17 protein-coding genes are annotated in these 21,432 nt (G+C 71.0%); 12 read left to right on the forward strand and 5 right to left on the reverse strand.

Going from position 1 to position 21,432, the window contains the following annotated elements; translation table 11 throughout:
- Positions 1-89: 89 nt before the first annotated feature.
- Positions 90-905: an SAM-dependent methyltransferase gene (locus tag ABJI51_RS13330; protein WP_348950608.1), complete on the reverse strand. Its 816-nt coding sequence runs from the start codon at positions 903-905 to the stop codon at positions 90-92.
- A gap of 123 nt (positions 906-1,028) precedes the next feature.
- Between ABJI51_RS13330 and ABJI51_RS13335 the strand changes: the two genes are divergently transcribed.
- From ABJI51_RS13335 to ABJI51_RS13355, 5 genes are all read left to right on the forward strand, one after another.
- Entirely contained in the window at positions 1,029-2,348 is a 1,320-nt protein-coding gene (locus tag ABJI51_RS13335) for a cytochrome P450 (RefSeq protein WP_348950609.1), read from the forward strand.
- 73 nt (positions 2,349-2,421) lie between these two features.
- The gene (locus tag ABJI51_RS13340; RefSeq protein ID WP_348950611.1) at positions 2,422-3,513 is read left to right on the forward strand and encodes an alpha/beta hydrolase; all 1,092 of its coding nucleotides are present in this window, start codon (positions 2,422-2,424) and stop codon (positions 3,511-3,513) included.
- A gap of 91 nt (positions 3,514-3,604) precedes the next feature.
- Positions 3,605-5,701, forward strand: a complete 2,097-nt coding sequence (locus ABJI51_RS13345; protein ID WP_348950613.1) for a diguanylate cyclase domain-containing protein — start codon at positions 3,605-3,607, stop codon at positions 5,699-5,701.
- Positions 5,702-5,911: 210 nt separating this feature from the next.
- A complete protein-coding gene (locus tag ABJI51_RS13350; RefSeq protein ID WP_348950614.1) occupies positions 5,912-6,328 on the forward strand; it encodes a hypothetical protein in 417 nt (138 codons plus the stop codon).
- Between the two features lie 31 nt (positions 6,329-6,359).
- Positions 6,360-8,495, forward strand: coding sequence for a (Fe-S)-binding protein (locus tag ABJI51_RS13355; protein ID WP_348950616.1), 2,136 nt, complete (start codon positions 6,360-6,362; stop codon positions 8,493-8,495).
- Here ABJI51_RS13355 and ABJI51_RS13360 read toward each other — a convergent pair.
- Together ABJI51_RS13360 and ABJI51_RS13365 are read right to left on the reverse strand one after the other, a co-directional pair.
- Complete coding sequence (locus ABJI51_RS13360; RefSeq protein ID WP_348950618.1) at positions 8,457-9,770, reverse strand: MFS transporter; 1,314 nt, start codon at positions 9,768-9,770, stop codon at positions 8,457-8,459. The genes ABJI51_RS13355 and ABJI51_RS13360 overlap by 39 nt on opposite strands.
- A gap of 122 nt (positions 9,771-9,892) precedes the next feature.
- Entirely contained in the window at positions 9,893-10,537 is a 645-nt protein-coding gene (locus ABJI51_RS13365) for a TetR/AcrR family transcriptional regulator (protein WP_348950620.1), read from the reverse strand.
- A 112-nt stretch (positions 10,538-10,649) separates the two neighbouring features.
- Between ABJI51_RS13365 and ABJI51_RS13370 the strand changes: the two genes are divergently transcribed.
- The 7 genes from ABJI51_RS13370 (at position 10,650) to ABJI51_RS13400 (ending at position 19,045) form a co-directional block, all read left to right on the forward strand.
- Positions 10,650-11,498 (forward strand): shikimate dehydrogenase, encoded by an 849-nt coding sequence (locus ABJI51_RS13370; RefSeq protein ID WP_348950622.1) that lies wholly within the window; start codon positions 10,650-10,652, stop codon positions 11,496-11,498.
- Positions 11,488-13,290 carry a sugar phosphate isomerase/epimerase and 4-hydroxyphenylpyruvate domain-containing protein gene (locus ABJI51_RS13375; RefSeq protein WP_348950624.1) on the forward strand — a complete coding sequence of 601 codons (1,803 nt, stop codon included), beginning with the start codon at positions 11,488-11,490 and terminating at the stop codon, positions 13,288-13,290. Before ABJI51_RS13370 ends, ABJI51_RS13375 begins: the two co-directional genes overlap by 11 nt.
- 306 nt (positions 13,291-13,596) lie before the next feature.
- On the forward strand, positions 13,597-14,898 hold the full coding sequence (locus ABJI51_RS13380; protein WP_348950626.1) for a sugar ABC transporter substrate-binding protein: 1,302 nt from the start codon (positions 13,597-13,599) through the stop codon (positions 14,896-14,898).
- Positions 14,895-15,881: a carbohydrate ABC transporter permease gene (locus ABJI51_RS13385; RefSeq protein ID WP_348950628.1), complete on the forward strand. Its 987-nt coding sequence runs from the start codon at positions 14,895-14,897 to the stop codon at positions 15,879-15,881. Before ABJI51_RS13380 ends, ABJI51_RS13385 begins: the two co-directional genes overlap by 4 nt.
- Positions 15,878-16,708: a carbohydrate ABC transporter permease gene (locus ABJI51_RS13390; protein ID WP_348950630.1), complete on the forward strand. Its 831-nt coding sequence runs from the start codon at positions 15,878-15,880 to the stop codon at positions 16,706-16,708. Before ABJI51_RS13385 ends, ABJI51_RS13390 begins: the two co-directional genes overlap by 4 nt.
- Before the next feature lie 3 nt (positions 16,709-16,711).
- A complete protein-coding gene (locus tag ABJI51_RS13395; protein WP_348950632.1) occupies positions 16,712-18,151 on the forward strand; it encodes a glycoside hydrolase family 3 protein in 1,440 nt (479 codons plus the stop codon).
- A gap of 135 nt (positions 18,152-18,286) precedes the next feature.
- The gene (locus tag ABJI51_RS13400) at positions 18,287-19,045 is read left to right on the forward strand and encodes an SH3 domain-containing protein (RefSeq protein WP_348950634.1); all 759 of its coding nucleotides are present in this window, start codon (positions 18,287-18,289) and stop codon (positions 19,043-19,045) included.
- Positions 19,046-19,355: 310 nt separating this feature from the next.
- Here ABJI51_RS13400 and ABJI51_RS13405 read toward each other — a convergent pair whose 3' ends face one another.
- Entirely contained in the window at positions 19,356-19,700 is a 345-nt protein-coding gene (locus ABJI51_RS13405) for an MmcQ/YjbR family DNA-binding protein (RefSeq protein ID WP_348950636.1), read from the reverse strand.
- Between the two features lie 55 nt (positions 19,701-19,755).
- Entirely contained in the window at positions 19,756-21,186 is a 1,431-nt protein-coding gene (locus ABJI51_RS13410; protein ID WP_348950637.1) for a DUF1996 domain-containing protein, read from the reverse strand.
- Positions 21,187-21,432: the final 246 nt, after the last annotated feature.

Consider the following 21,432-nt stretch of genomic DNA (forward strand, 5'->3'; position numbering starts at 1 on the left):
GGGCCCCCCCCCGGGGGGGGGGGGGGCGGGGCTCACCGGGCTCACACCCTGGCAACCCCCCCCCCCCCAAGCCGCGGCAGACCACGAACTCACGGTTTGCGGCCGACCCCGGCGTACGGCAGCGTGTTGATCGCCGGGTCGTCGGACATGTCGCCGGCGCCTTCGGGCTTCCACATCGCGCAGCCGACCACGCCGGGGTCGACCAGCTCGAAGCCGTCGAAGAAGGCCACTACCTCGTCGTGGGTGCGGGGGAACGGCTGGTTCTGCTGGTTCTGGTTGCTCTTGTAGACCTCGACCGCCTCGTCGAGCCGGGTGGACTCCGAGTCCGCGGCGACGTGCGTGATGGCCAGGAAACTGCCCGGGGCCAGCCGGTCGCGGTAGCGGGCGAGGATGCCTGCCGGCTCCCACGAGTCCGGCACGAAGTGCAGCAGCAGCAACATGAACACGCCGATCGGCTGGTCCAGGTCGAGCAGTTTCCCGGCGCCTGCGAAGATCTCGGCGGCGTCGCGCAGGTCCGCCTGCAGCACGGCGCAGTTGTCGTTGTCCTGCAACAGCAGTTCGCTGTGTGCCACCGCGACCGGCTCGCGGTCGACGTACACCACCCGGCACGCCGGGTCGGCCTGCTGGACGATCTCGTGCAGGTTGCCCACGGTCGGGATGCCGGAGCCGATGTCGAGGAACTGCCGGATGCCCTGGCCGGCCATGTAGCGGGCCGCGCGGCGCAGGAACGCGCGGTTGAGCCGGGCCGCGTCGCGCACGCCGGGCATGATCTTGAGGATCTGCTCCCCGAGCGCGCGGTCGGCGGCGAAGTTGTGGTCGCCGTCGAGCCAGAAGTCGTACACCCGCGCGGGATTCGGCACCGTCGTGTCGATCTCCGGCGGCACCCAGCTCAGCTCTCCGGTCACGGGACCTCCCACCCTCGCGGACTTCGAAGAAGGCGCAGCTTAGCCCCTCCTCCGTTCGTGTGGACCTCGGCTGCGCGGGCGGTTCACCCGGCTAGGGTGTGCCGGTCACGAGGAGACGAGGCGATGACGAACGTCCCCGGCCGCTGGCCCGTGCTCGGGCACACCGTGCCGCTGCTGCGCGATCCGCTGAAACTCTTCACTTCCCTGCCCGCGTACGGAGAAGTCGTCGAACTCCGGCTGGGGCCGCTGCCGGTGCACGTCGTCACCACGCCCGAGCTGGCCTGGCAGGTGCTGGCCACCGATGCCGGAAAGTTCGACAAGGGCCTGGTCTTCGACAAGATGCGCCCGCTCTTCGGCGACGGGCTGGCCACGTCGAACGGCGAGCTGAACCGCCGTCAGCGTCGCCTGGTGCTGCCCGCGTTCGGCCGTAACCGCATCGCCGGTTACGCCGAGCAGACCATGACGAAGCTCGCGGACGAGCTGGCGAGTTCGTGGCAGCCCGGCGAAGTCGTCCAGTTCGACCGGTGCATGCAGGAGCTGGTGCTCACCATCGCCGGGCAGACGCTGTTCTCGACCGCGCTCGGCGACGACGTGCTGTCCGAAATCCAGCACTCGATCCCGGTCATGCTCAAGTACGTGCTGGTCCGGGCGTTCTCGCCGAAGTTCGTCGAACGCCTGCCGATCCCGCCGAACCGGAAGTTCGACGCCGCCGCCGCGCGCCTGCGCGAGGTCATCACCGAAACCGTGGTCGCCGCCCGCGAGCAGGGCGCCGACCACGGGGACCTGCTCTCGATGCTGCTGCTGGCCCGCGACGAGGACACCGGCGAGGGCATGTCCGACCGCCAGGTGCACGACGAGGTCATCACCATCCTCACCACCGGCGCCGAGACCACGGCCGTCGCGCTGGCCTGGTTCTTCCACGAGCTGGGGCAGCATCCCGAGGTCGAACGGCGGTTCCACGCCGAGGTCGACGCCGTCCTCGGCGGCCGGGCCGCGCGGTTCGAGGACCTGCCGGATCTCGTTTACACGCAGCAGATCGTCAACGAGATCGTCCGGCGCACCCCGCCGCTGATCCTCATGCGGCGTGCCCGCGAGGACGTCGAACTCGGCGGGGTCCGGCTCCCGGCGGGCAGCGAGGTCGCCGTCAGCCAGCACACCCTGCACCGGGATCCGCGCTGGTTCCCCGATCCGGACCGGTTCGACCCGGACCGCTGGGCGCCGGGGCGGACCGCGGAGCTGCCGAAGGGCGCGTACATCCCGTTCGGTGCCGGCGCCCGGCTGTGCCCGGGACACGTGTTCGCGCCGACGGAGATCGGCATCGTCGCCGCGACCGTCGGTGCCCGCTGGCGGCTGGTCCCGGTGCCCGGCACGAAGGTCCGCGCACAGCTCAAGGCGACCATGCAGCCGAACCGGCTGCCGATGACCGTGGTGCCGCGGACCTGACGGTACCCGATCCACTACCGGGTGTAGTGTTCTCGGGTCCGAACACCCGGTCCCGTCTGGAGGGATAGCGGCCTTGAGACTGCCGGTCAAAGTGACTTCGGCGTTGTTCGCCTGTGGTGTCCTGCTCGCCTCGCTGACCGCCGCGATGCCCGCCGAGGCGGCCGCGATCTCCTGCACCGACACGGATCTGCCGGTCACCGGCCCGGGCCTGCCGCCGCTGGTGCCGGGTGCGCCCGCGACCGTGCACGGCCGGTTGTGCCTGCCCGCCGGGCAGGCGCCGGACACCGTCCAGCTCCTCGTGCACGGCGGGACGTACAACAGCGCGTACTGGGACCTGCCGTACGAGCCGCAGCGGTACTCCTACCAGCGGGACATGGCCGGGCACGGGTACGCGACGTTCGCCGTGGACCAGCTCGGCGCCGGCCGCAGCAGCCACCCGCTGAGCCTGCCGCTGTCGGTGTGGGCCGAGGCGGAGGCCATGCACGAGGTGGTCGGGCACCTGCGGGCCGGGCACGCCGGCGGGGTGGCGTTCGGCAAGGTCGTCATCGCCGGGCACTCGGTCGGCTCCGGCGTCGTCGCGGTGGAGGCGTCGACCTACCACGACGTCGACGGCGTGATCCTCACCGGCATCACCCACCTGCCCGCCCTGCCCGTGCTGGTGGTCGGCGCGGCGCTGGGGCTGCAGCCGGTGCTGCTGGACAATCAGCTGTCGACGCTGGGCAGCGACCCGCTGTACTTCACGACGAAACCGGGGGCGCGGGCCGGGCTGTTCTACGCCGAGGGCGACGCCGACCCGGCCGTGATCGCCGCCGACGAGGCGACCAAAGACCAGGTTTCGGTGCCCGGGATGGGCACGGTCGCGGTGTTCGGGATCGTGCTGCCCGCGACGAAGGGAATCACCGTCCCGGTTTTGCAGGTGGTCGGGGAAAAGGACGTTCTTTTCTGCGGCCCGCTCGCCTTGCGGGACTGCTCGGACGCCGGGGCGCTGCACGCGCAGGAGGCGCCGTACTACGCCGATCCGTCGAAACTGACGACGTACGTCCTTCCGGGTGCCGGTCATTCCGTCGCGTTGCACGAAAATGCCGGAGATTACCGGGACGCCACCCGGTCGTGGCTGCGGGAGCGCGTCGGGGCCGCTCCGCAGGGTTATCACTCGATTGGCTGAGTCCTGTTTCGTGCTTTGAACGCCGTTTCGAGCCAAGATATGTCGGCACCCCCGTCCGGCGGTCGGTGCCAGAACCCAGGACAGGGCCGAGGTGACTGCTCCCCATCCCCGTGACGAATCCTCGCGGAAGAGACCGTCCGCCGATCGTGCGGCGCGGCGGCTCGGCACGCTCGCGCGCAAGTGGGGTTACCTGGTCAGCACCACGGCGTACCTGCCGCACACGCCGGAGGAGATCGAGCGCGAGCTGGCGGCGCTGGTCCGCACGCTGTTCGCGGCGGTCGCGAGCGACCCGCCCGACCTCGGCGCGGCCGCGGCGGCGGGCGGGCGGCTCGTCGAGCTGCGCTGCGTCGGCACGGACAGCCTGCGCCGCAGCCTGGAGGTGCTCGGCAAGGCCCTGCTGCGCGAGCCGGAGCTGCGCGCGGTCGACGGCGTCGCCGAGCGGATCGTGCTGGTGCTCGGCGCGCTCAGCGCCGGGTACGCCGAGATGCTGCGCGAAGACATCCAGAAGCGGCAGGAAGGGCTCAGCCGCGCGCTGCTGAAGGTCGAGCAGGAGACGCGGCAGAAGCAGGTGATCACCCGCGCGCAGTTCGAGGAGGTGTTCGCCGGCTCGGCCAGCGGCGTCGCGCTCACCGAGCTGGACGGGCGGGTGCTGCGGGCCAACGCGGCGCTGGCCAAGACACTCAACCGCACGCCGGCCGAGATTGCGTCGATGAGCCTGTTCGACCTGGTCCACCCCGAGGACGTCGAGCAGCTGCGGGAGAGCTACCGCGAGCTGGTCGCGGGCAGGCTGCACCGGCTGCGGGCCGGGCGGCGGCTGGTCGGCAAGGACGGCGAGCCGATGTGGGCCACCTTCGCCGCGTCGGTGATCCGCGATGCGGTCGGCAAGCCGCGGCAGCTGCTCACCCTGGTCGACGACGACACCGAGGTGTCGCTGCTGCAGCGGCGGCTGAGCCACCAGGCCCTGCACGACGTGCTCACCGGCCTGCCGAACCGTCAGTTCTTCAGCACCCGCCTGGAAAACCTCCTGCGTGAGGCCGACCCGGCGCACGGCGTCACGCTCTTCCACGTCGACCTCGACGGGTTCTCGCGGATCAACGGCGGGCTCGGCCAGGACCTCGGCGACCGGGTGCTGCGCGCGGTCGCCGCGAAGCTCAAGACGGTGTTCGAGGACGAGAAGGCGCTCATCGCGCGCCTCGGCGCCGACGAATTCGGCGTGCTGGTGCAGAACACCGCGGACACCCCGGGCGTGGTCCCGCTGGTCCGCCGGATCACCCGCGAGCTGGCCGAGGCGGAGTACGTCGACGGGCGGCACGGGGTCGGCGTGTCGGCCGGCATCGGCGTCGTCCACCGGCCACCGCGGGACATCACGCCCGCCGAGCTGCTGCGCGCGTCGGACCTGACGGTGCGCCGGGTACAGCGCTCGGGCGGCCAGTGGGCCCTGTTCGACCGCCAGCTGGACCGCCGCGACCGGCACGACTTCGGCCTGGCCGCGTCGCTGGCGGGTGCCTGGGAGAACGGCGAGATCGAGGTCGGCTACCGCGCGCTGGACGGCGGCGGCGCGGTCGCGGGCGTCGAGGCCCGGCTGCGCTGGAACCACGCGATCGAGGGCGTGCTGCCGCACGACACCTGCGTGCGCCTGGCCGCGGAAACCGGGCTGGCCCTGCCACTGGGCACGTGGCTCCTGCGCACGGCGGCCGAACGGCTGGCGGCGTCCGGGATCGCGCTCCCGCTCACGGTCGAGCTGACCCCGCAGCAGGCGGCGGACCCGGAGCTGGTCGGCGAGATCCGTGCGGTCCTGGCCGACACGGGCCTGCCGCCGGACCGCCTGCGTCCCGGCTTCCCGGCGCCGTCACTGCTCGCCCCGTCCGGCGACGCGGCCGACAACCTCAAGGTGCTGGCGGAAATCGGAGTCCGGGCGGAGATCCACGACCTGGCCGACGTCACCTGCCTGACGGAGGTCCCGGCCGCCGCGGTCCGCCTGGCCCCGCACCTGGCGGAGCGCCGCGAGCACCCGCTGGTGGAGCGGACGCTCCGCACCCTGATCGAGACGGCCCACCTGGCCGGCGCCGCGGTCTCGGTCACCGGAGTCACGACCCCGGCGGAGGCAGCCTGGTGGCGTGAAAGGGGAGGGGACCTGCTCTCGGGCCCGGCTTTCCCCGCCCTCCCCGGCGACCTCCCCGCCTGCTGACCCGGGCCGCCCCGCTTGGGTGCTCGCGGAAAGTGGACGCTGAGCGGACTTGGGTGTCCGGATTGCGGGCAGTTAGGGCGACCTTGGTCGGTTTTCCCGGCCGAATGGCGTAATCGAAGTGCGCCGTTCGGTCCTGTCGCAGGAAGTGATCTCGTCATTACCCTCCAGTAGCAGGCAGTGGTGCCGATCACAGTCGCTCCAGGAGGCCCCATGGCGTCGCGCGTGCGAGGACCCGGCTCCGAAGACCGGCGTGAACTGCGGATCCGGCACCTGACCGGCTGCCTTCCCTGCACGCTCAAGTGCGCGTACTGCGGGCTGCCGGTGCGGCTCGCCGGGCCGGGGAACCACCCCGGATACGGCGTTGTCGAAGAAGTGCGCGGGGATCTCGTGCTGCTGCACCGGTTCTGCCGCGGCGCGCTCGGCCGCTGCCGGACGTGGGGGTGCGTGCTGCGGCGCGCCCACCTCGGCCGCGCGACCGAGCAGTACGACACCGGCCGGCGGCCCGGGCGCTACCAGCGTCTCGGCGTCCGCCGGTCGCCCGACCTCGACCTGTACCGGAAGCACTGGCGGATCGCGAAGATGCGGTACGCGTGCCAGGCGTGCCGGTACTACACCGGCTCGCACTGAGCCGGTCCTTCCCTCACGACGCGGAGGACACGTGCTCGTTCGTCTCATCCTCGGTCTGCTCATGACCGTCGTCGGCCTGGCCGTCGCCGGGCGGCGCGTGGCCTTCCTGTACCGGCTGATCAAGGCGGGCCAGCCGGACACCAAGCGGTCGAACGAACTGGGCGCGCGCCTCCTGGCGCAGGTGCGCGAGGTGTTCGGCCAGCGCAAGCTGCTGAAGTGGTCGGTGCCCGGCCTCGCGCACTTCTTCACGTTCTGGGGCTTCGTGATCCTCGCTTCGGTGTACCTGGAGGCGTACGGGGCCCTGTTCGACGAGAAGTTCGCGATCCCGTGGATCGGGCACTGGGCGGTGCTCGGCTTCCTGCAGGACTTCATCGCCGTCGCCGTGGCCGTCTCGCTCGGGGTGTTCACGGTCATCCGGATCCGCCAGGCACCCGAGCGCAAGGACCGCGCGTCCCGGTTCTACGGCTCGCACACCGGCGGCGCGTGGCTGATCCTGGCCATGATCTTCAACGTCGTGTGGACGATGTTCCTGTTCCGCGGCTCCTCGGCGGCGTCCGGCAACTTCCCCTACGACTCGGGCGCGTACGTCTCCCTCGGCGTCGGGAACCTTCTCGAACCGCTCGGCCACTCGGCGACCGAGGTGCTGGAGACCGTCGGCCTGCTGCTGCACATCGGCGTCATGCTGGTGTTCCTGTCGATCGTGCTCTACTCCAAGCACCTGCACATCTTCGTCGCGCCGATCAACGTCTCGGCGAAGCGGCTGCCGGACGCGCTCGGCCCGCTGCTGCCGATGGAGTCCGGCGGCGTCCCGATCGACTTCGAGGACCCGGGCGAGGACGACACGTTCGGCCGCGGCAAGATCGGCGACTTCACGTGGAAGGGCATGCTCGACTTCGCCACGTGCACCGAGTGCGGCCGCTGCCAGTCGCAGTGCCCGGCCTGGAACACCGGGAAACCGTTGTCGCCCAAGCTCGTCATCATGAACCTGCGCGACAACCTCTTCGAGGAGGCGCCGTACATCCTCGCCGGCACCGAGCACGAGGGCGCGCGCCCGCTGGTCGGCCCGGAGGACGACGGCGGCGTCATCGATCCGGACGTGCTGTGGTCGTGCACCACGTGCGGCGCGTGCGTCGAGCAGTGCCCGGTCGACATCGAGCACGTCGACCACATCGTCGACATGCGCCGCTACCAGGTGATGATCGAGTCGGCGTTCCCGACCGAGCTGGGCGGGCTGTTCAAGAACCTGGAGACCAAGGGCAATCCCTGGGGCCAGAACAACTCCGAGCGGCTGGCCTGGACCAAGGACCTCGGCTTCGAGGTCCCGGTGTTCGACGGGCAGCTCGGCGAAGACGTCGAGTACGTGTTCTGGGTCGGCTGCGCGGGCGCGTTCGACGACCAGGCGCGCAAGACCGTCCGCGCGACGGCCGAGCTGCTGCACATCGCCGGCGTGAACTACGTCGTGCTCGGCAACGAGGAGTCGTGCACGGGCGACCCGGCGCGCCGCGCGGGCAACGAGTTCCTCTTCCAGATGATGGCCCAGCAGACGGCCGAGACACTCAACGCGGTGTTCGAGGGCCGCGAGCCGCGGCTGCGCAAGATCGTCACGACGTGCCCGCACTGCCTCAACACGCTCAGCCGCGAATACCCGCAGCTGTACGGGCACTACGAGGTGGTCCACCACACGCAGCTGCTCAACCGCCTGGTCCGCGGCGGGCAGCTGACCCCGGTGAAGGGCGTCGACGACGGCCCGCGCGTCACCTACCACGACCCGTGCTACCTGGGCCGCCACAACAAGATCTACACCCCGCCCCGCGACCTGGTCGGCGCGGCGGGAGCCCGGCTGACGGAGATGCCCCGCCACGCGGACCGCGCCCTCTGCTGCGGCGCGGGCGGCGCCCGGATGTGGATGGAGGAGCAGATCGGCAAGCGCATCAACCTGGAGCGTGTCGACGAGGCGATAGCGACCGACGCGGAGACGATCGTGACGGGCTGCCCGTTCTGCCGAGTGATGCTCACCGACGGGCTGGTCCAGCGCCAGAGCGAGCAGAAGGCGGAGAACGTCGACGTCCGCGACGTCGCGCAGCTGCTGCTGGAGCGGGTGAAGGCACCCAGCCCGTCGGGCACCTCACTACATCTCCACAGTGGACCGGACCACAGTGGACGGTGACGGCACCGGCCGGAAGCCGAGGTCCGCCGTCGGGACGCGGTAGGTCTCGCGGGCCGTTGCCGCGGCCGCTGCGGCGAGCACGCACACCGCCGCGGTGAAGATTGCGACGCCGAGCCAGTCCTGGCGGGCCGAGCCGATGGCCGACACCACGCTCGGGGCGAATCCGGCCACCGCGAAGCCGACCTGCGTGCCGATTGCCATGCCCGACAGGCGGACCCGGGCGCCGAACATCTCGCCGTACAGCGATGGCCAGACGCCGTTCACGCCCGAATACGCGACGCCGAACAGCGCGATGCCGAGCACGAACAGCAGCGTGTACGAGCCGATCGAAATCGACCACAGGTACGGGAAGATCAGCACCCCGCACGCGAGGCAGCCGGTGATGAACACGGGCTTGCGGCCGATCCGGTCGGCGAGCGCGGCGAGCAGCGGGATCGCCGCCAGCGCCACGATGTTGGCGAGCACGCCGACCCACAACATCGGTGTGCGGGCCAGCCCGATCGTGTTGACCGCGTAGCTCAGCGCGTAGACGGTGAAGATCGTGCTCACCGAGGCGATCGTCGCGGCGGCCACCACGCGCAGGACGTCGGCCCAGTGGTGACGGAACAGCTCGGCCACCGGCAGCTTCGCGACGTCGGTGCGTTCGAACACCGGCGTCTCGTCGAGGGTGCGGCGGATCACGAAGCCGACGGCCACGACGAGCGCGCTGCACCAGAACGGCACCCGCCAGCCCCAGCTCAGCAGCTGGTCCTGGGGGAGCGCCGCGACCGGCAGGAAGATCGCGGTGGCCAGGATCTGGCCGGCCTGCGTGCCGCTGAGGGTGAAGCTGGTGAAGTACGCGCGGCGATGCTCCGGGGCGTGTTCGAGTGACATCGAGTTCGCGCCTGCCTGCTCGCCTGCCGCGGAAAGTCCTTGCAGCAGACGGAGAATCACCAGCAGCACCGGGGCGAGCACGCCGACGCCCGCGTACGTCGGCAGGCAGCCGACGCAGAACGTCGCGACGCCCATGAGCAGCAGGGTGAAGACGAGCACGCGCTTGCGGCCGAACCGGTCGCCGACGTGCCCGAGCACGAACGCGCCGACCGGCCGGGCGAGGTAGCCGACGCCGAACGTCGCCAGCGAGAGCAGGGTGCCGGTGGCGGGGGAGGAGGCGGGGAAGAAGACCTTGTTGAACACCAGCGCGGCGGCGGTGCCGTAGATGAAGAAGTCGTAGTACTCGAGGGCGCTGCCGATCCAGGCGGCCAGTGCGGCCTTGCGGGGCATCGATCCGGTCACGGGAGGTGCTCCTGACGTCCGTGCTTCGTTGCTCAGAGGCGGGGGAGGCAATGTACGGTCTAGTTAGTTAATAGAGACTGCGAGACCGGGGCCCGGGTGTCAAGAGATCCTTTTCGCCGCCCTCAGCGGGCGGTCAGGTAGTCGATCACCAGCTCGCCGAGCATCGTCCGGTAGTGCTCGCGCCGGGCCGGGTCCAGCATGTCGCGTCCGAAGATCGCCTGGAACGTGTACCGGTTCGCCAGCCGGAACACGCAGAACGAGCTGATGATCATGTGGACGTCGAGCGGGTCGGCGTCGGCGCGGAAGCGGCCGGCCGCGCGGCCGCGCTCCAGGATGCGCGTCAGCCCGCCGAGTGCCGGGTCGGCCAGCCCGGCCAGGACCTCCGACTGCGCGAGGTGCTCGGCGCGGTGGATGTTCTCGATGCTGACCAGGCGGATGAAGTCCGGGTTCGCCTCGTGGTGGTCGAAGGTCAGCGCCGCCAGCTGCCGGAGCGCGTCCTCGGGGGCCAGGTGCTCGACGTCGACCTGCTGCTCCAGCGCGCGGATCGCGGAGTACGCCCGCTCCAGCACGGCGATGTACAGCTGTTCCTTGCCGCCGAAGTAGTAGTAGATCATCCGCTTGGTGGTGCTGGTGCGGGCGGCAATCTCGTCGACGCGGGCGCCGGTGTAGCCCTTGTCCGCGAACTCCCGCGTGGCCACCTCGAGGATGTCGGCCCGCGTGCGGTCCTTGTCGCGCTGGCGCTCGGCCTCCGGCGATGGTGCGGCCACCGGGCTCCCTCCGCTGCAGGTGAACGCCCCAACTCTACCCAGCCCTTCCGGCGGGGCGCTCGCCGCGTTACCGTGAACTCACTAGTTCGTACATTAACTCGGAGGGGACCGCGTGAGCAGCTACCTGATCGGACTCGTCGGCTCGGGGATCGGGCCGTCCGCCAGCCCGGCCCTGCACGAACGCGAGGCGGACGAGCTCGGGCTGCGCTACCTCTACCGCCTGCTGGACCTCGACGTGCTGCGCCGCCCGGTCGGTGACGTGGTGGCCGCGGCGAAACTCGCCGGGTTCGACGGCCTCAACGTCACCCACCCGGCCAAGCAGGCGGTCCTGGACCACCTCGACGAGCTGTCGCCCGAGGCCGCCGCGCTCGGCGCCGTCAACACCGTCGTGTTCGACGACGGCCGCGCGATCGGCCACAACACCGACGCCACCGGCTTCGCCCGCAGCCTCACCCGCGGCCTGCCGGACGTCCGCAGGGACGAGGTGGTCCTGCTCGGCGCCGGGGGCGCGGGCGCGGCGGTGGCGCACGCGCTGCTGTCGCTCGGCACCGGGCGGCTCACCGTCCACGACGTCGACGCCCACCGCAGCGAGCACCTCGTCGCGGCGCTGCGGAAGAAGTTCGGGGCGGGCCGCGCGCGGACCGGTGACCTGACGGCGCTCGACCACGCCGACGGCCTGGTCAACGCCACGCCCACCGGGATGGCCGCGCACCCCGGCTCGCCGGTCCCGGCCGGGCTGCTGCGCCCGCGGCTGTGGGTTGCCGACATCGTCTACCGGCCGCTGGAAACCCGGCTGCTCGCCGACGCCCGCGCCCGCGGCTGCCGGGTGCTGCACGGCGGCGGCATGGTCGTGCTGCAGGCCGCCGAGTCGTTCCGGCTGTTCACCGGCGTCGAGCCCGATCCGGCGCGGATGCTGCGCCACTTCGACGTCCTCGAAGGCGAGGCCGCCCGTGCCGCCTGAACCGCGCACCGCGATCGCCACCGTCTGCCTGTCCGGCACGCTCGACGACAAGCTCGCCGCGGCCGCCGCGGCCGGGTTCGACGGTGTCGAGCTGTTCGAGAACGACCTGCTGGTCTCGCCGTCGAGTCCGGCCGAAATCCGCCGCCGCTGCGCCGATCTCGGCCTGTCGATCGACCTCTACCAGCCGTTCCGCGACTTCGAGGCCGTCCCGCCGGACCTGCACGCGGCCAACCTCCGCCGCGCGCGGCACAAGCTCGACGTCATGGCCGCCCTCGGCGCGGACACCGTGCTGGTCTGCTCGTCGGTGTCCCCGCACGCCGTCGACGACGACGACCTCGCGGCCGAGCAGCTGCACGCACTGGCCGAGGTCGCGGCCGGGCGGGGCATGAAGGTCGCCTACGAAGCCCTGGCCTGGGGCCGGCACGTCAGCGGCTACGAGCACGCGTGGCGGATCGTGCGCCGCGCCGCGCATCCCGCGCTCGGCCTCTGCCTGGACAGTTTCCACATCCTGTCGAAGGGCCACGACCCGGCCCCGATCCGCGCGATCCCCGGCGAGAAGATCTTCTTCCTCCAGCTCGCCGACGCACCCGCGCTGCCGATGGACGTCCTGCCGTGGAGCCGTCACCACCGGCTCTTCCCCGGCCAGGGCGACTTCGACCTGACGGCCTTCACCGGGCACGTGCTCGCCGCCGGTTACCGCGGCCCGCTGTCGCTGGAGGTCTTCAACGACGTGTTCCGCCAGGCCGATCCGCGCCCGGCCGCCGTCGACGCGATGCGCTCGCTGCTGACCCTGAAGGAATCCCTCGGCCTGCTGGACCTGCCGCCCGCGCCGGCGCCTGCCGGGCACGCCTTCGCCGAGGTCGTCACCGATCCCGGCGCCGGGCGCGTGCTGGCCACGCTCGGGTTCGCGCGCACCGGCGTCCACCGCACGAAGCCGGTCGAGCTGTGGGAGCAGGGCGACGCCCGGGTGGTCGTCAACGAGAGCGGTGCGGCCCACGGCGCGGTCGGCGCGGTCGCGCTGGCGGTCCCCGATCCCGTCCGCGCGGCCCGGCGGGCCGAAGCCCTGCTCGCCCCGGTGCTGCCGCGGACCCGCGGCCCGCGGGAAGCCGACCTCGCCGCCGTCGCCGCCCCGGACGGCACCGAGGTGTTCCTCTGCGGCAACGACGACTGGCGCGGCGACTTCGTGCCGACCGGCGAAACGGCGGACGGCGCCGGCATCATCGGAATCGATCACGTGGCGCTCACGCAGCCCTTCGACCACTTCGAGGCGGCCGCGTCGTTCTACCGCGCGGTGTTCGGGCTGACGCCGTCGCCGGTCACGGAGTTCGCGGCGCCGTACGGGCTGGTGCGCACTCGCGGTGTGGCGGCCGGGAACGTCCGGCTGACGCTGGACAGCACGGTGGTGCGGCGCGGCGAATGGGCGCCCGCGGTCCCCGAACCGCAGCACGTCGCGTTCGCCTGCACGGACGCGGTCGCGGCGGCGGAGGCGATGCGCGCGCTCGGCGCGCCGCTGCTGGACATCCCCGGCAACTACTACGACGACCTCGAAGCCCGCCTGGACCTGCCACCGTCCCGGCTGGCGGCGCTGCGGGCGAATTCCGTGCTGTACGACCGGGATTCGCACGGGGAGTTCCTGCACTTCACCACCGCCCTGGCGGGCGCGCGGGTGTTCTTCGAGGTGGTGCAGCGCATCGGCGGCTACCGCGGATTCGGCGTGGTCAACGCGCCGGTGCGGATGGCCGCGCACCGGGCACGCCGCAATGCCGGGCTCCCGCTGGGCACGCTCGCCTGAGCGGACCCCGGCGAGCTGAAGGGCACCTTCCTTGCATGTGACGCAAGGAAGGTGCCCTTCAGCGTTTTCGTTGTGCCGTCCCACAAATCCTGCACCGCCGCCGGTGAAAAACGTTCGGGGCAGCCTCCTATCCGGACGACTTCCGCCGGGACGTCGTGACCGGGTGGCTACCCGCCGCACCCGATTACAACGTTCCGGCAACCGCCTTGACAGGGCCTGTGGTACGTACCACTCTAACCCCAACATTGGTCTACACCATTTGGGGCGCCCGGCCGCGGTGGCCGGGCAGGGAAAGGACGGCATCGAGTGAAACGCTGGCTCAAGCTGGCGGCGGGCGCCGCCGCACTCACGCTCGCGACCGCAGGCTGCGCGGGCTCCAGCGGTTCGGACACCGCGGCCTCGTCGGCGGGCAATGCCCCGCTCAGCGGGACGGTCACGGTCTGGCTGATGACCGGGTCCGCGCCGGCCACGCTGACCGACGCGCTCAACAAGGAGTTCGAGGCCGCGCACCCCGGGGTCAAGGTCAAGTACGAAGTCCAGCAGTGGGACGGCATCCAGCAGAAGCTGACCACCGCGCTGGCCAGCGGCGCGCCGCCGGACGTCATCGAGATCGGCAACACCCAGACCGCCGCCTTCGCCGCGCAGGACGGCATCCTGACCGACCTGTCCGGCGACAAGGACAGCTTCAACGGCTCGCAGTGGCTCAAGGGCCTCGCCGACTCCGGCACCTACGACGGCAAGACCTACGGCGTCCCGTTCTACGCGGCCAACCGCGAGGTCATCTACCGCAAGGACATGTTCGAGCAGGCGGGCATCGCCAAGACGCCGTCGTCGAACGACGAGTGGATCGACGCGATCGGCAAGCTCAAGGCCAAGTTCGGCAGTGACCCGGACTTCCAGGCGCTCTACATGCCGGGCCAGAACTGGTACGCGCTGCTGTCGTTCATCTGGGACAACGGCGGTGACGTCGCCAAGGCCGACGGCAAGAACTACAAGGCCACGCTGGACACTCCCGAGGCCAAGGCGGGCCTGGAGTTCTACAAGAAGCTCGTCGACACCTCCGGCACCAAGGCGCCGAAGGACGCCGACGAGGCCAAGCCGCAGCAGGCGACCGTCTACGGTGCCGGCAAGGTGGCCATGATGATCGGCCTGCCGTGGGAGCTGGCGACCGCCGCGAAGACCGACGCGAGCCTGACCGGCAAGACCGGTGCCTTCGCGATCCCGAGCAAGACCGCGGGCCAGAGCGCGCCCGTCTTCCTCGGCGGCTCCAACCTGGCGATCCCGGCCAACAGCAAGAACGTGGCCGCCGCCAAGGAGTACATCAAGCTGCTGGCCAGCCCGAAGTACCAGAGCCAGCTCGCCGCCGCCGGCGTCGTGCCCGGCACGTCGACCGACCTCACCGGTCTGGACAAGGACCCGCTCGGCAGCGTGATGGCCAAGGCCTCGGCCAACGGCAAGGCCGTCCCGGCCAGCCCGAAGTGGGGCGACGTCGAGTCGGGCCAGAACCCGATCAAGGACATGCTGACCGCGTACCTGACCGGCAAGAAGACGCTCGACCAGGCGACCGCCGACGCCAACGCAGCGCTGAACAAGCTCATCGGCGGATGACCGCGACCGCGAATGTGACGATGCCGGCGGGGGCCACCCCGCCGGCATCGCCGCGCGCCGCGCGGGCGGAGAAGCGCAGGCCGGGCCGGTTCGGCGACCGGGTGCTCCCGTACCTGCTGCTCCTCCCCGGCGTCGCCGCGATCCTCGTCCTGCTCGCCTGGCCGCTGGTGCAGGTGATCGGGATCAGCTTCCGCAAGCTCGACGTCGCGCAGCTCGTCACCGGCAAGACCGTCTGGATCGGGTTCGACAACTACACGAGCGCGCTGGGGGACCCGGAGTTCTGGGCGATCACCGTCCGGACGCTGGTGTTCACCGCCTCGATCGTGGCCGCCACCATCCTCGGCGGCCTGCTGCTGGCGGTGCTGATGCGCCACCTCGGCCCGGTCGTGCGGGTGATCCTGCAGGTGACGCTCGTGCTCGCCTGGGCGACGCCGGTGATCGCCACGACCACGGTGTTCCAGTGGATCTTCGACGAGCAGTACGGCATCCTCAACAAGACCCTCGACCGGCTCGGCTTCTCCGGGTTCATCGGCTTCTCGTGGTTCTCCAGCGGGGCCAGCACGCTGACGGTGATCGGGCTGCTCATCGTGTGGCAGGCCGTGCCGTTCGTGACGTTCTCCCTGTACGCGGGCCTCATCGGCGTCCCGCAGGAGCAGTACGAGGCAGCCGCGATGGACGGTGCCGGGCCGTGGCAGACGTTCCGCGCGGTCACCTGGCCCGCCATCGCGCCGATCACCACGATGGTGACGTTCCTGTCGGTGCTGTGGGACTTCAACGCCTTCCCCCAGATCTGGGCGATCCGCGAAGGCGGTCCCGACGGCGAGAGCACCACGCTGGCCGTCGTGCTCTACCTCAAGGGCATCGCGGGCAACCACTTCGGCGCGGCGGGCGCCATCGCGACGCTGATGCTGATCCTGCTCGCGCTGATCACGGGCCGGTACATCCAGCTGCTCGTGCGGACCCCGGAAGGGGGACTGAAGTGAGGAAACCGCTGTCGCAGCGGATCGCGCTGTCGGTACTCGGCCTGCTCGCCGCGCTGGCGATCGTCTTCCCGACGTACTGGATGTTCGTCACGTCGCTGCGGACCCCCGGCGAGATCCTGTCCCCGAAGTACGACCTCATCCCGACATCGTTCTCGTTCGGCAACTTCGCCACGGCGCTGTCGCGGGACAACTTCCCGGTCTACCTGCTCAACAGCCTCATCGTCACCGTCGGCGCGGTGCTCTGCTCCCTGGTCGCCGGGGCGCTGGCGGCGATCCCGCTGGCGCGGCTGCGGTTCACCGGCCGCAAGGGCTTCCTGCTGCTGGTCATGGTGGCCCAGCTGGCGCCGACGTCGGCGCTGTTCATCCCGCTGTTCCTGCTGATGCGGGACGCCGGGCTGCTCGACACGCTGCCGTCGCTGCTGCTGATCTACTTCGCGACCACGCTGCCGTTCACCATCTGGATGCTCTACGGCTTCGTCAACGGGATCCCGTACGAGCTGGAGGAGGCCGCGATGATCGACGGCTGCAGCCGGACCGGCGCCTTCCGCCGGGTGACGCTGCCGCTGCTCGCGCCCGGACTGGTCACCACGTCGGTGTTCAGCTTCATCACCGCGTGGAACGAGTACCTGTTCGCCCTGGTGTTCATCCACACCAAGGAACGGGAGACGCTGCCGGTGTGGCTGGCGTCGTTCCGCACGGCGTTCGCCACCGACTGGGGTGGCGTCATGGCCGCGTCGGTCATCTACGCGGTCCCGGCGCTGGTCTTCTTCCTGCTCGTGCAACGCAAGCTCGTGGCCGGTGTCGCCGCCGGCGCGGTGAAGGGGTAGCCGGTGTCCTCTCCGGAGAAGCTCGCCGAAGCCGTCCTGCTGCCCGGGTTCGCCGGGACGACCGCGCCGGGCTGGCTGCGCCGCCGCGTCGCCGAGGGACTGGGCGGGGTGGTGCTGTTCGGCCGCAACGTCGTCGACGACGAGCAGGTCGCCGCGCTGACCGCGCAGCTGCGGGGCGAGCGCGACGGCGTCGTCGTCGGGATCGACGAGGAGGGCGGCGACGTCACCCGCCTCGACGTGAACACCGGGTCGTTCGTGCCCGGCCCGCTCGCCCTCGGCGCGGCCGGTGACCCGGAGCTGACCACCGCGGTCGCCGCCGCGCTCGGCGAGCGGCTGGCGGCGTGCGGCGTCACGGTGAACCTGGCGCCGTGCGCGGACCTGACCCTGGCGGCCGAGGACCCGATCATCGGCGTCCGCGCGTTCGGTTCGGACCCGGCGCAGGCGTCGCCGCACGTGGCGGCGTACGTGACCGGCCTGCAGAAGTACGGCGTCGCGGCGTGCGCGAAGCACTTCCCGGGCCACGGCGCGGCCACCGAGGACTCGCACGTGGCCCTGCCGGTGCTGCCGCGATCACTGGCAGAGCTGCGGGCGATCGAGCTGGTCCCGTTCGCCGCGGCGATCGCGGCCGGGGTCCGCTCGGTGATGTCGGGCCACCTGGTCGTCCCGGCGTGGGGCGACGAGCCGGCCACGCTCAACCGCACCGCGCTCACCGACGTCCTGCGCGGGGAACTCGGGTTCACCGGCACGGTGATCACCGACGCGCTGGAGATGGGCGCGGTGTCCGGCGCGTACGGGCGCCACGACGGCCTCGGGCGCTCGGCCGTGCGGGCACTGGCCGCGGGCGCGGACGCGCTGTGCCTCGGCGGAGCGGCGTTCGAACCCGGGCACCTGGACGCCTGCGTCGCGGCCATCGTGGCCGCGGTCGAGGCGGGGGAGCTGCCGCTGGAGCGGCTGGCGGACGCGGCGGCGCGGACGGCGGCGCTGGGCACCGACCCGGCGCCGGCGATCCCCGGCCCGGTCGACCGGAAGCTCGGGCTCGAGGCCGCGCGCCAGGCCCTGCGTGTCCGGGGCGAGCCGCGGCTGGACGGCCCGCCGCTCGTGGTGGACGTCCAGACGGAGCCGACCATCGCGGCCGGGCCGATGCCGTGGGGCCTCGGCGCGCACCTGACCGCGCTGGTGCCGGGCACCCGCACGATGACCGCGGTCCCCGGGGACGCCGAGGCGGTTCTCGAAGCGGCACAAGGGTTCCGCAGCGTCGTCGTGGTCACCCGCGAGGCACATCGTCATCCGGGGGTGCGCGCGCTGCTCACGGCGTTGTCCACTGTGGACTACATCCGTGTGGAGACCGGCGTGCCGGGTCCGGCCGACGAGGGCGGCCCGCGGATCGACACGTTCGGCGGCTCCTGGGTCAGCCTGCGCGCGGCGGCCGAATACCTGGCGTGAAACCGGACGAAACCCCCTGGTCAGGCGGGTTTCGTCCGGTTTGCCGCATCTCCAGGAATTCTTCTCGAATTTGTACGCGGCTTGTACTCGTCCCGTCCATTCTGTCGGCACCACCGAAACTGGAGGACGGACGAAATGAACTTGGGGATCGTGAAGCGGGTGGCCGGAGTGGCCGGGGTCGCCGCGGCGATCGCGGTCGCCGGCGCGAGCCCGGCGATGGCGGCCACCGGAACCGTGCACACCGACTCGGGTGCGGCGCTGACCGTGCGGTCGAGCCCGAGCACCAGCGCCAGCTCGGTCGGCAGCATCGCCGACGGCACCGCGGTGACCATCAGCTGCCAGACCAACGGGTCCACCGTGGACGGCAAGTACGGCACGACCGACATCTGGGACAAGGTCGGCGACGGCTACATCAGCGACGCCTACGTCTACACCGGCTCCGACGGCCGGGTCGCGCCCGACTGCTCCGGCTCGACGCTGACCTGCTCGACCTCGGGCACCGGCGACCCGAAGACCTGCGCGGAGGCCGTCGCGTACGCGAAGACCCGGGTGCACACCAGCGACATCGAGAGCTACTACCGCTACTGCGACCGCATCAACGCCCAGAACTACGGGTTCAGCGCGAGCGGTTCGGAGACGGCCTACATCCACTGGACGCAGATCCCGGGCTCGTTCAAGCACCCGGGCGACTACCAGGTCCCGGCGGGCGGCCTGGCGTACTTCAGCAACGGCGGTTCGGGCCACACGATGATCTCCATCGGCGGCGGCAAGTTCCTGTCGAACGACATCCACGGCCGCGGCTCCTACACCGAGACGACGATCTCGGAGATCAAGAGCACCTGGGGCCAGACCTACCTCGGCTGGGCGCAGCCGTGGTTCAAGGTGAACCACTGAGGTAATTGACGTGACCGGGCCCCTGTCCACCTCCCTCGGACAGGGGCCCGTCCGCGTGTCCGTGGTGTCCTGAATGAGTCATTCCTGTCGTGGGAGGTCCTGAATGGGGCATTCAAGACCTTTCGCCTCGCGTTCGTCAGCTCCTCGACCAGGCACAACCGCATGATCCCGCAGCCGCAGCGGGTGCCCGAGGGCCTTGGCCTCCTCAGGGTGGCGGGCCGACGACGGCGGTCTGCCGAGCCTGGCTGCTGATGGCGTCCACGGCCGCGTTCGCCGTGGTGGCCGGGCTCGTCGTGGTGACCGAAGACCTTCAGTGTGTCTCCAGGTAGGCGGTCCACACCTTCTTCGGCACGCACATCCGCCACGCCTCCACCACCAGCTCGCGCATCTCGTCGGCTTCGATCGCCGCCAGGCGGCAGCGGACCCAGTTGAAGCGCAGGTCCGACGGCTCCGGCAGCAGGAACTTCGACGGCTCGCCCGCCACCAGCGCCTCGCGCTGCTCGCGAGGGAACGCGAATCCCATCAGGGTTTCGTCGCGGGACAGTGCCAGGAACACGATCCGGCCGATGCGGAACTTGACCCGGTCGCGCACGATCGCCTCGTACGCGCGGGGGAGGGTCGCCGCGAAGGTGCGGACCTCGTCGCCGGTCACCATGGGGCCATCCTGCCGCACCCGGCCGGCGGCGCACCCGCGCCGCCGGCCGGAGACGTCACGCTCGGCAGTTCTTTCCGCGGTTGACGCAGTTGACCAGCCCGTTCATGATCCGCTGCGACATCACGTTGGCGAAGTCGTCGTGGTCGGAGAACGGGTTGTGCTTCTCCTGCGGGAAAGCGTCCACTTTGTACTGCTTCTTCACCTGGACGTCGTGCGGGATGTCGTACGTCAGCGAGATCTGCAGCTGCGGCACCGCCTTGAAGCCGGCCGCGCAGCGGCCGAACCGGTCCGGGTACACGATGTGCGTGCGGTGGTTGGCGCTGTCGGTGTTCTTCCCGTCCCAGCAGCTCGGGAACGTGTGGATGCGCTTGACCTTGCTGCCTTCGGGACAGATCGGGTACTTCTCGGTGACGCGGTTCTCGAAGCCGGTGCACGTCCAGCTCGCGCGGGCGTTGGCGGGCCCGTTGGTCGAGACCTTCGCGTCGCCGTAGAGCACGCGCAGGAACCGCGGCATCGCGACGACCTTGCCGACCGGGCTGCCGCGGAAGGTGATCTGGACCCGCTGCGGCCGCTGGATCGCGCCGTCGTTGCCGGGCAGCTCGTTGTTCTCGTCCTGGCCGGGCAGTGCGCCGCCGGCGGTGCTGCTCGGCGGGGGCGTGGGGGCGCCGGTGTCCTTGCCCGGCTTCGTCGCGCACGGCGCGAGGCCGCCGAGGCCCTGCGGCTTCGGCGCGAACCGGCCGATCGCGATGGCGATCCGGTCGATGATCGCCGCGCGCCTGTCCTTGAGCGGGCCGAGGATCGCGTTCTGGACGAAGTTCGGGCCGCCCTGGCCCTGCGTTGCGGCGATGCGCTTGTTGGCCTCGTCGGCCTGGGTGTCGAGCTGGTCGAGGTTGGCGTTCACCTCGGCCATCGCCTGGTCGGGGATGTCCGGCAGCTTGCTGGCGACGTCCGGGCAGGCCACCTGGACGCTCCGGCCCTCCTGGTCGGCCTGGGCGCGGTCGCCGTCCGGGAGCTTGGCCCGCTCGTTCTTCTCCTTCTCGCCGGTGTCGATGCGCACGACCGGCCAGAAGTAGGCGGACTTGTCCCCGTTGCGGCAGGTGGTGCCCGACCGCAGCAGGCTCTTGTTGTTCGAGTCGGCGTTGGCCGAGAGGTTGCCGACGTAGTCGTGCAGGTGCTGGGCGCCGTTGCGGACGCCGGGCTGGGCGATGAAGTTGTCCGGGTTGAAGTGGCCGTTCTCGTTGCGGCCGCAGTCGACGGTGAACGTGCCCGTCGCCGCGCCGGAGACCGGCCGCGGGTCGAACTGGTTCGGCTTGACCTTCAGGATGTCGATGTAGAACGCCGGGTCGGCCTCGTCGGCGCTGGCCTCGCCGGTGTTGCCGGTGGTGGTCGCGACGACGATGCCGCCGACCGCGATGGCGAGCGCGAGCCCGCCGGTCGCGATCTTCGTTCTGCGGGAAAGGCGGTGCCGTCCTTGGGTGCGGGACATGCGGAATCCTCCGGGTGTCGGGCCTGCGGGAACGAGCGCAGGGTCGTTCCCGTCAGGAAATGCGTCGGCACGGAACCGATTTCGCGGGCTGGTCCACTGACCCGACATCAGTGGGTGCGCGGCCGCCTGCCCGCGGCCGCGCCGTCAACCGGCTGGTTATCGTTCCGTTATGGAAGCTACACGGCTGTTTCACACCGGGCAAGAAGTTCTTTTCGGCGGTGACCCCGCGAAAAAAACTTTGAACCG

It is taken from the genome of Amycolatopsis melonis, from assembly GCF_040064235.1.
Lineage (GTDB): Bacteria > Actinomycetota > Actinomycetes > Mycobacteriales > Pseudonocardiaceae > Amycolatopsis > Amycolatopsis melonis.

What these genes read in the sequence shown, in the direction of transcription:
- ABJI51_RS13335 (WP_348950609.1), top strand. Translation starts at nt 1,029, where the DNA reads ATGACGAACGTCCCCGGCCGCTGGCCCGTGCTCGGGCACACCGTGCCG.
- ABJI51_RS13350 (WP_348950614.1), top strand. Translation starts at nt 5,912, where the DNA reads ATGGCGTCGCGCGTGCGAGGACCCGGCTCCGAAGACCGGCGTGAACTG.
- ABJI51_RS13385 (WP_348950628.1), top strand. Translation starts at nt 14,895, where the DNA reads ATGACCGCGACCGCGAATGTGACGATGCCGGCGGGGGCCACCCCGCCG.
- ABJI51_RS13400 (WP_348950634.1), top strand. Translation starts at nt 18,287, where the DNA reads ATGAACTTGGGGATCGTGAAGCGGGTGGCCGGAGTGGCCGGGGTCGCC.
- ABJI51_RS13405 (WP_348950636.1), bottom strand. Translation starts at nt 19,700, where the DNA reads ATGGTGACCGGCGACGAGGTCCGCACCTTCGCGGCGACCCTCCCCCGC.
- ABJI51_RS13410 (WP_348950637.1), bottom strand. Translation starts at nt 21,186, where the DNA reads ATGTCCCGCACCCAAGGACGGCACCGCCTTTCCCGCAGAACGAAGATC.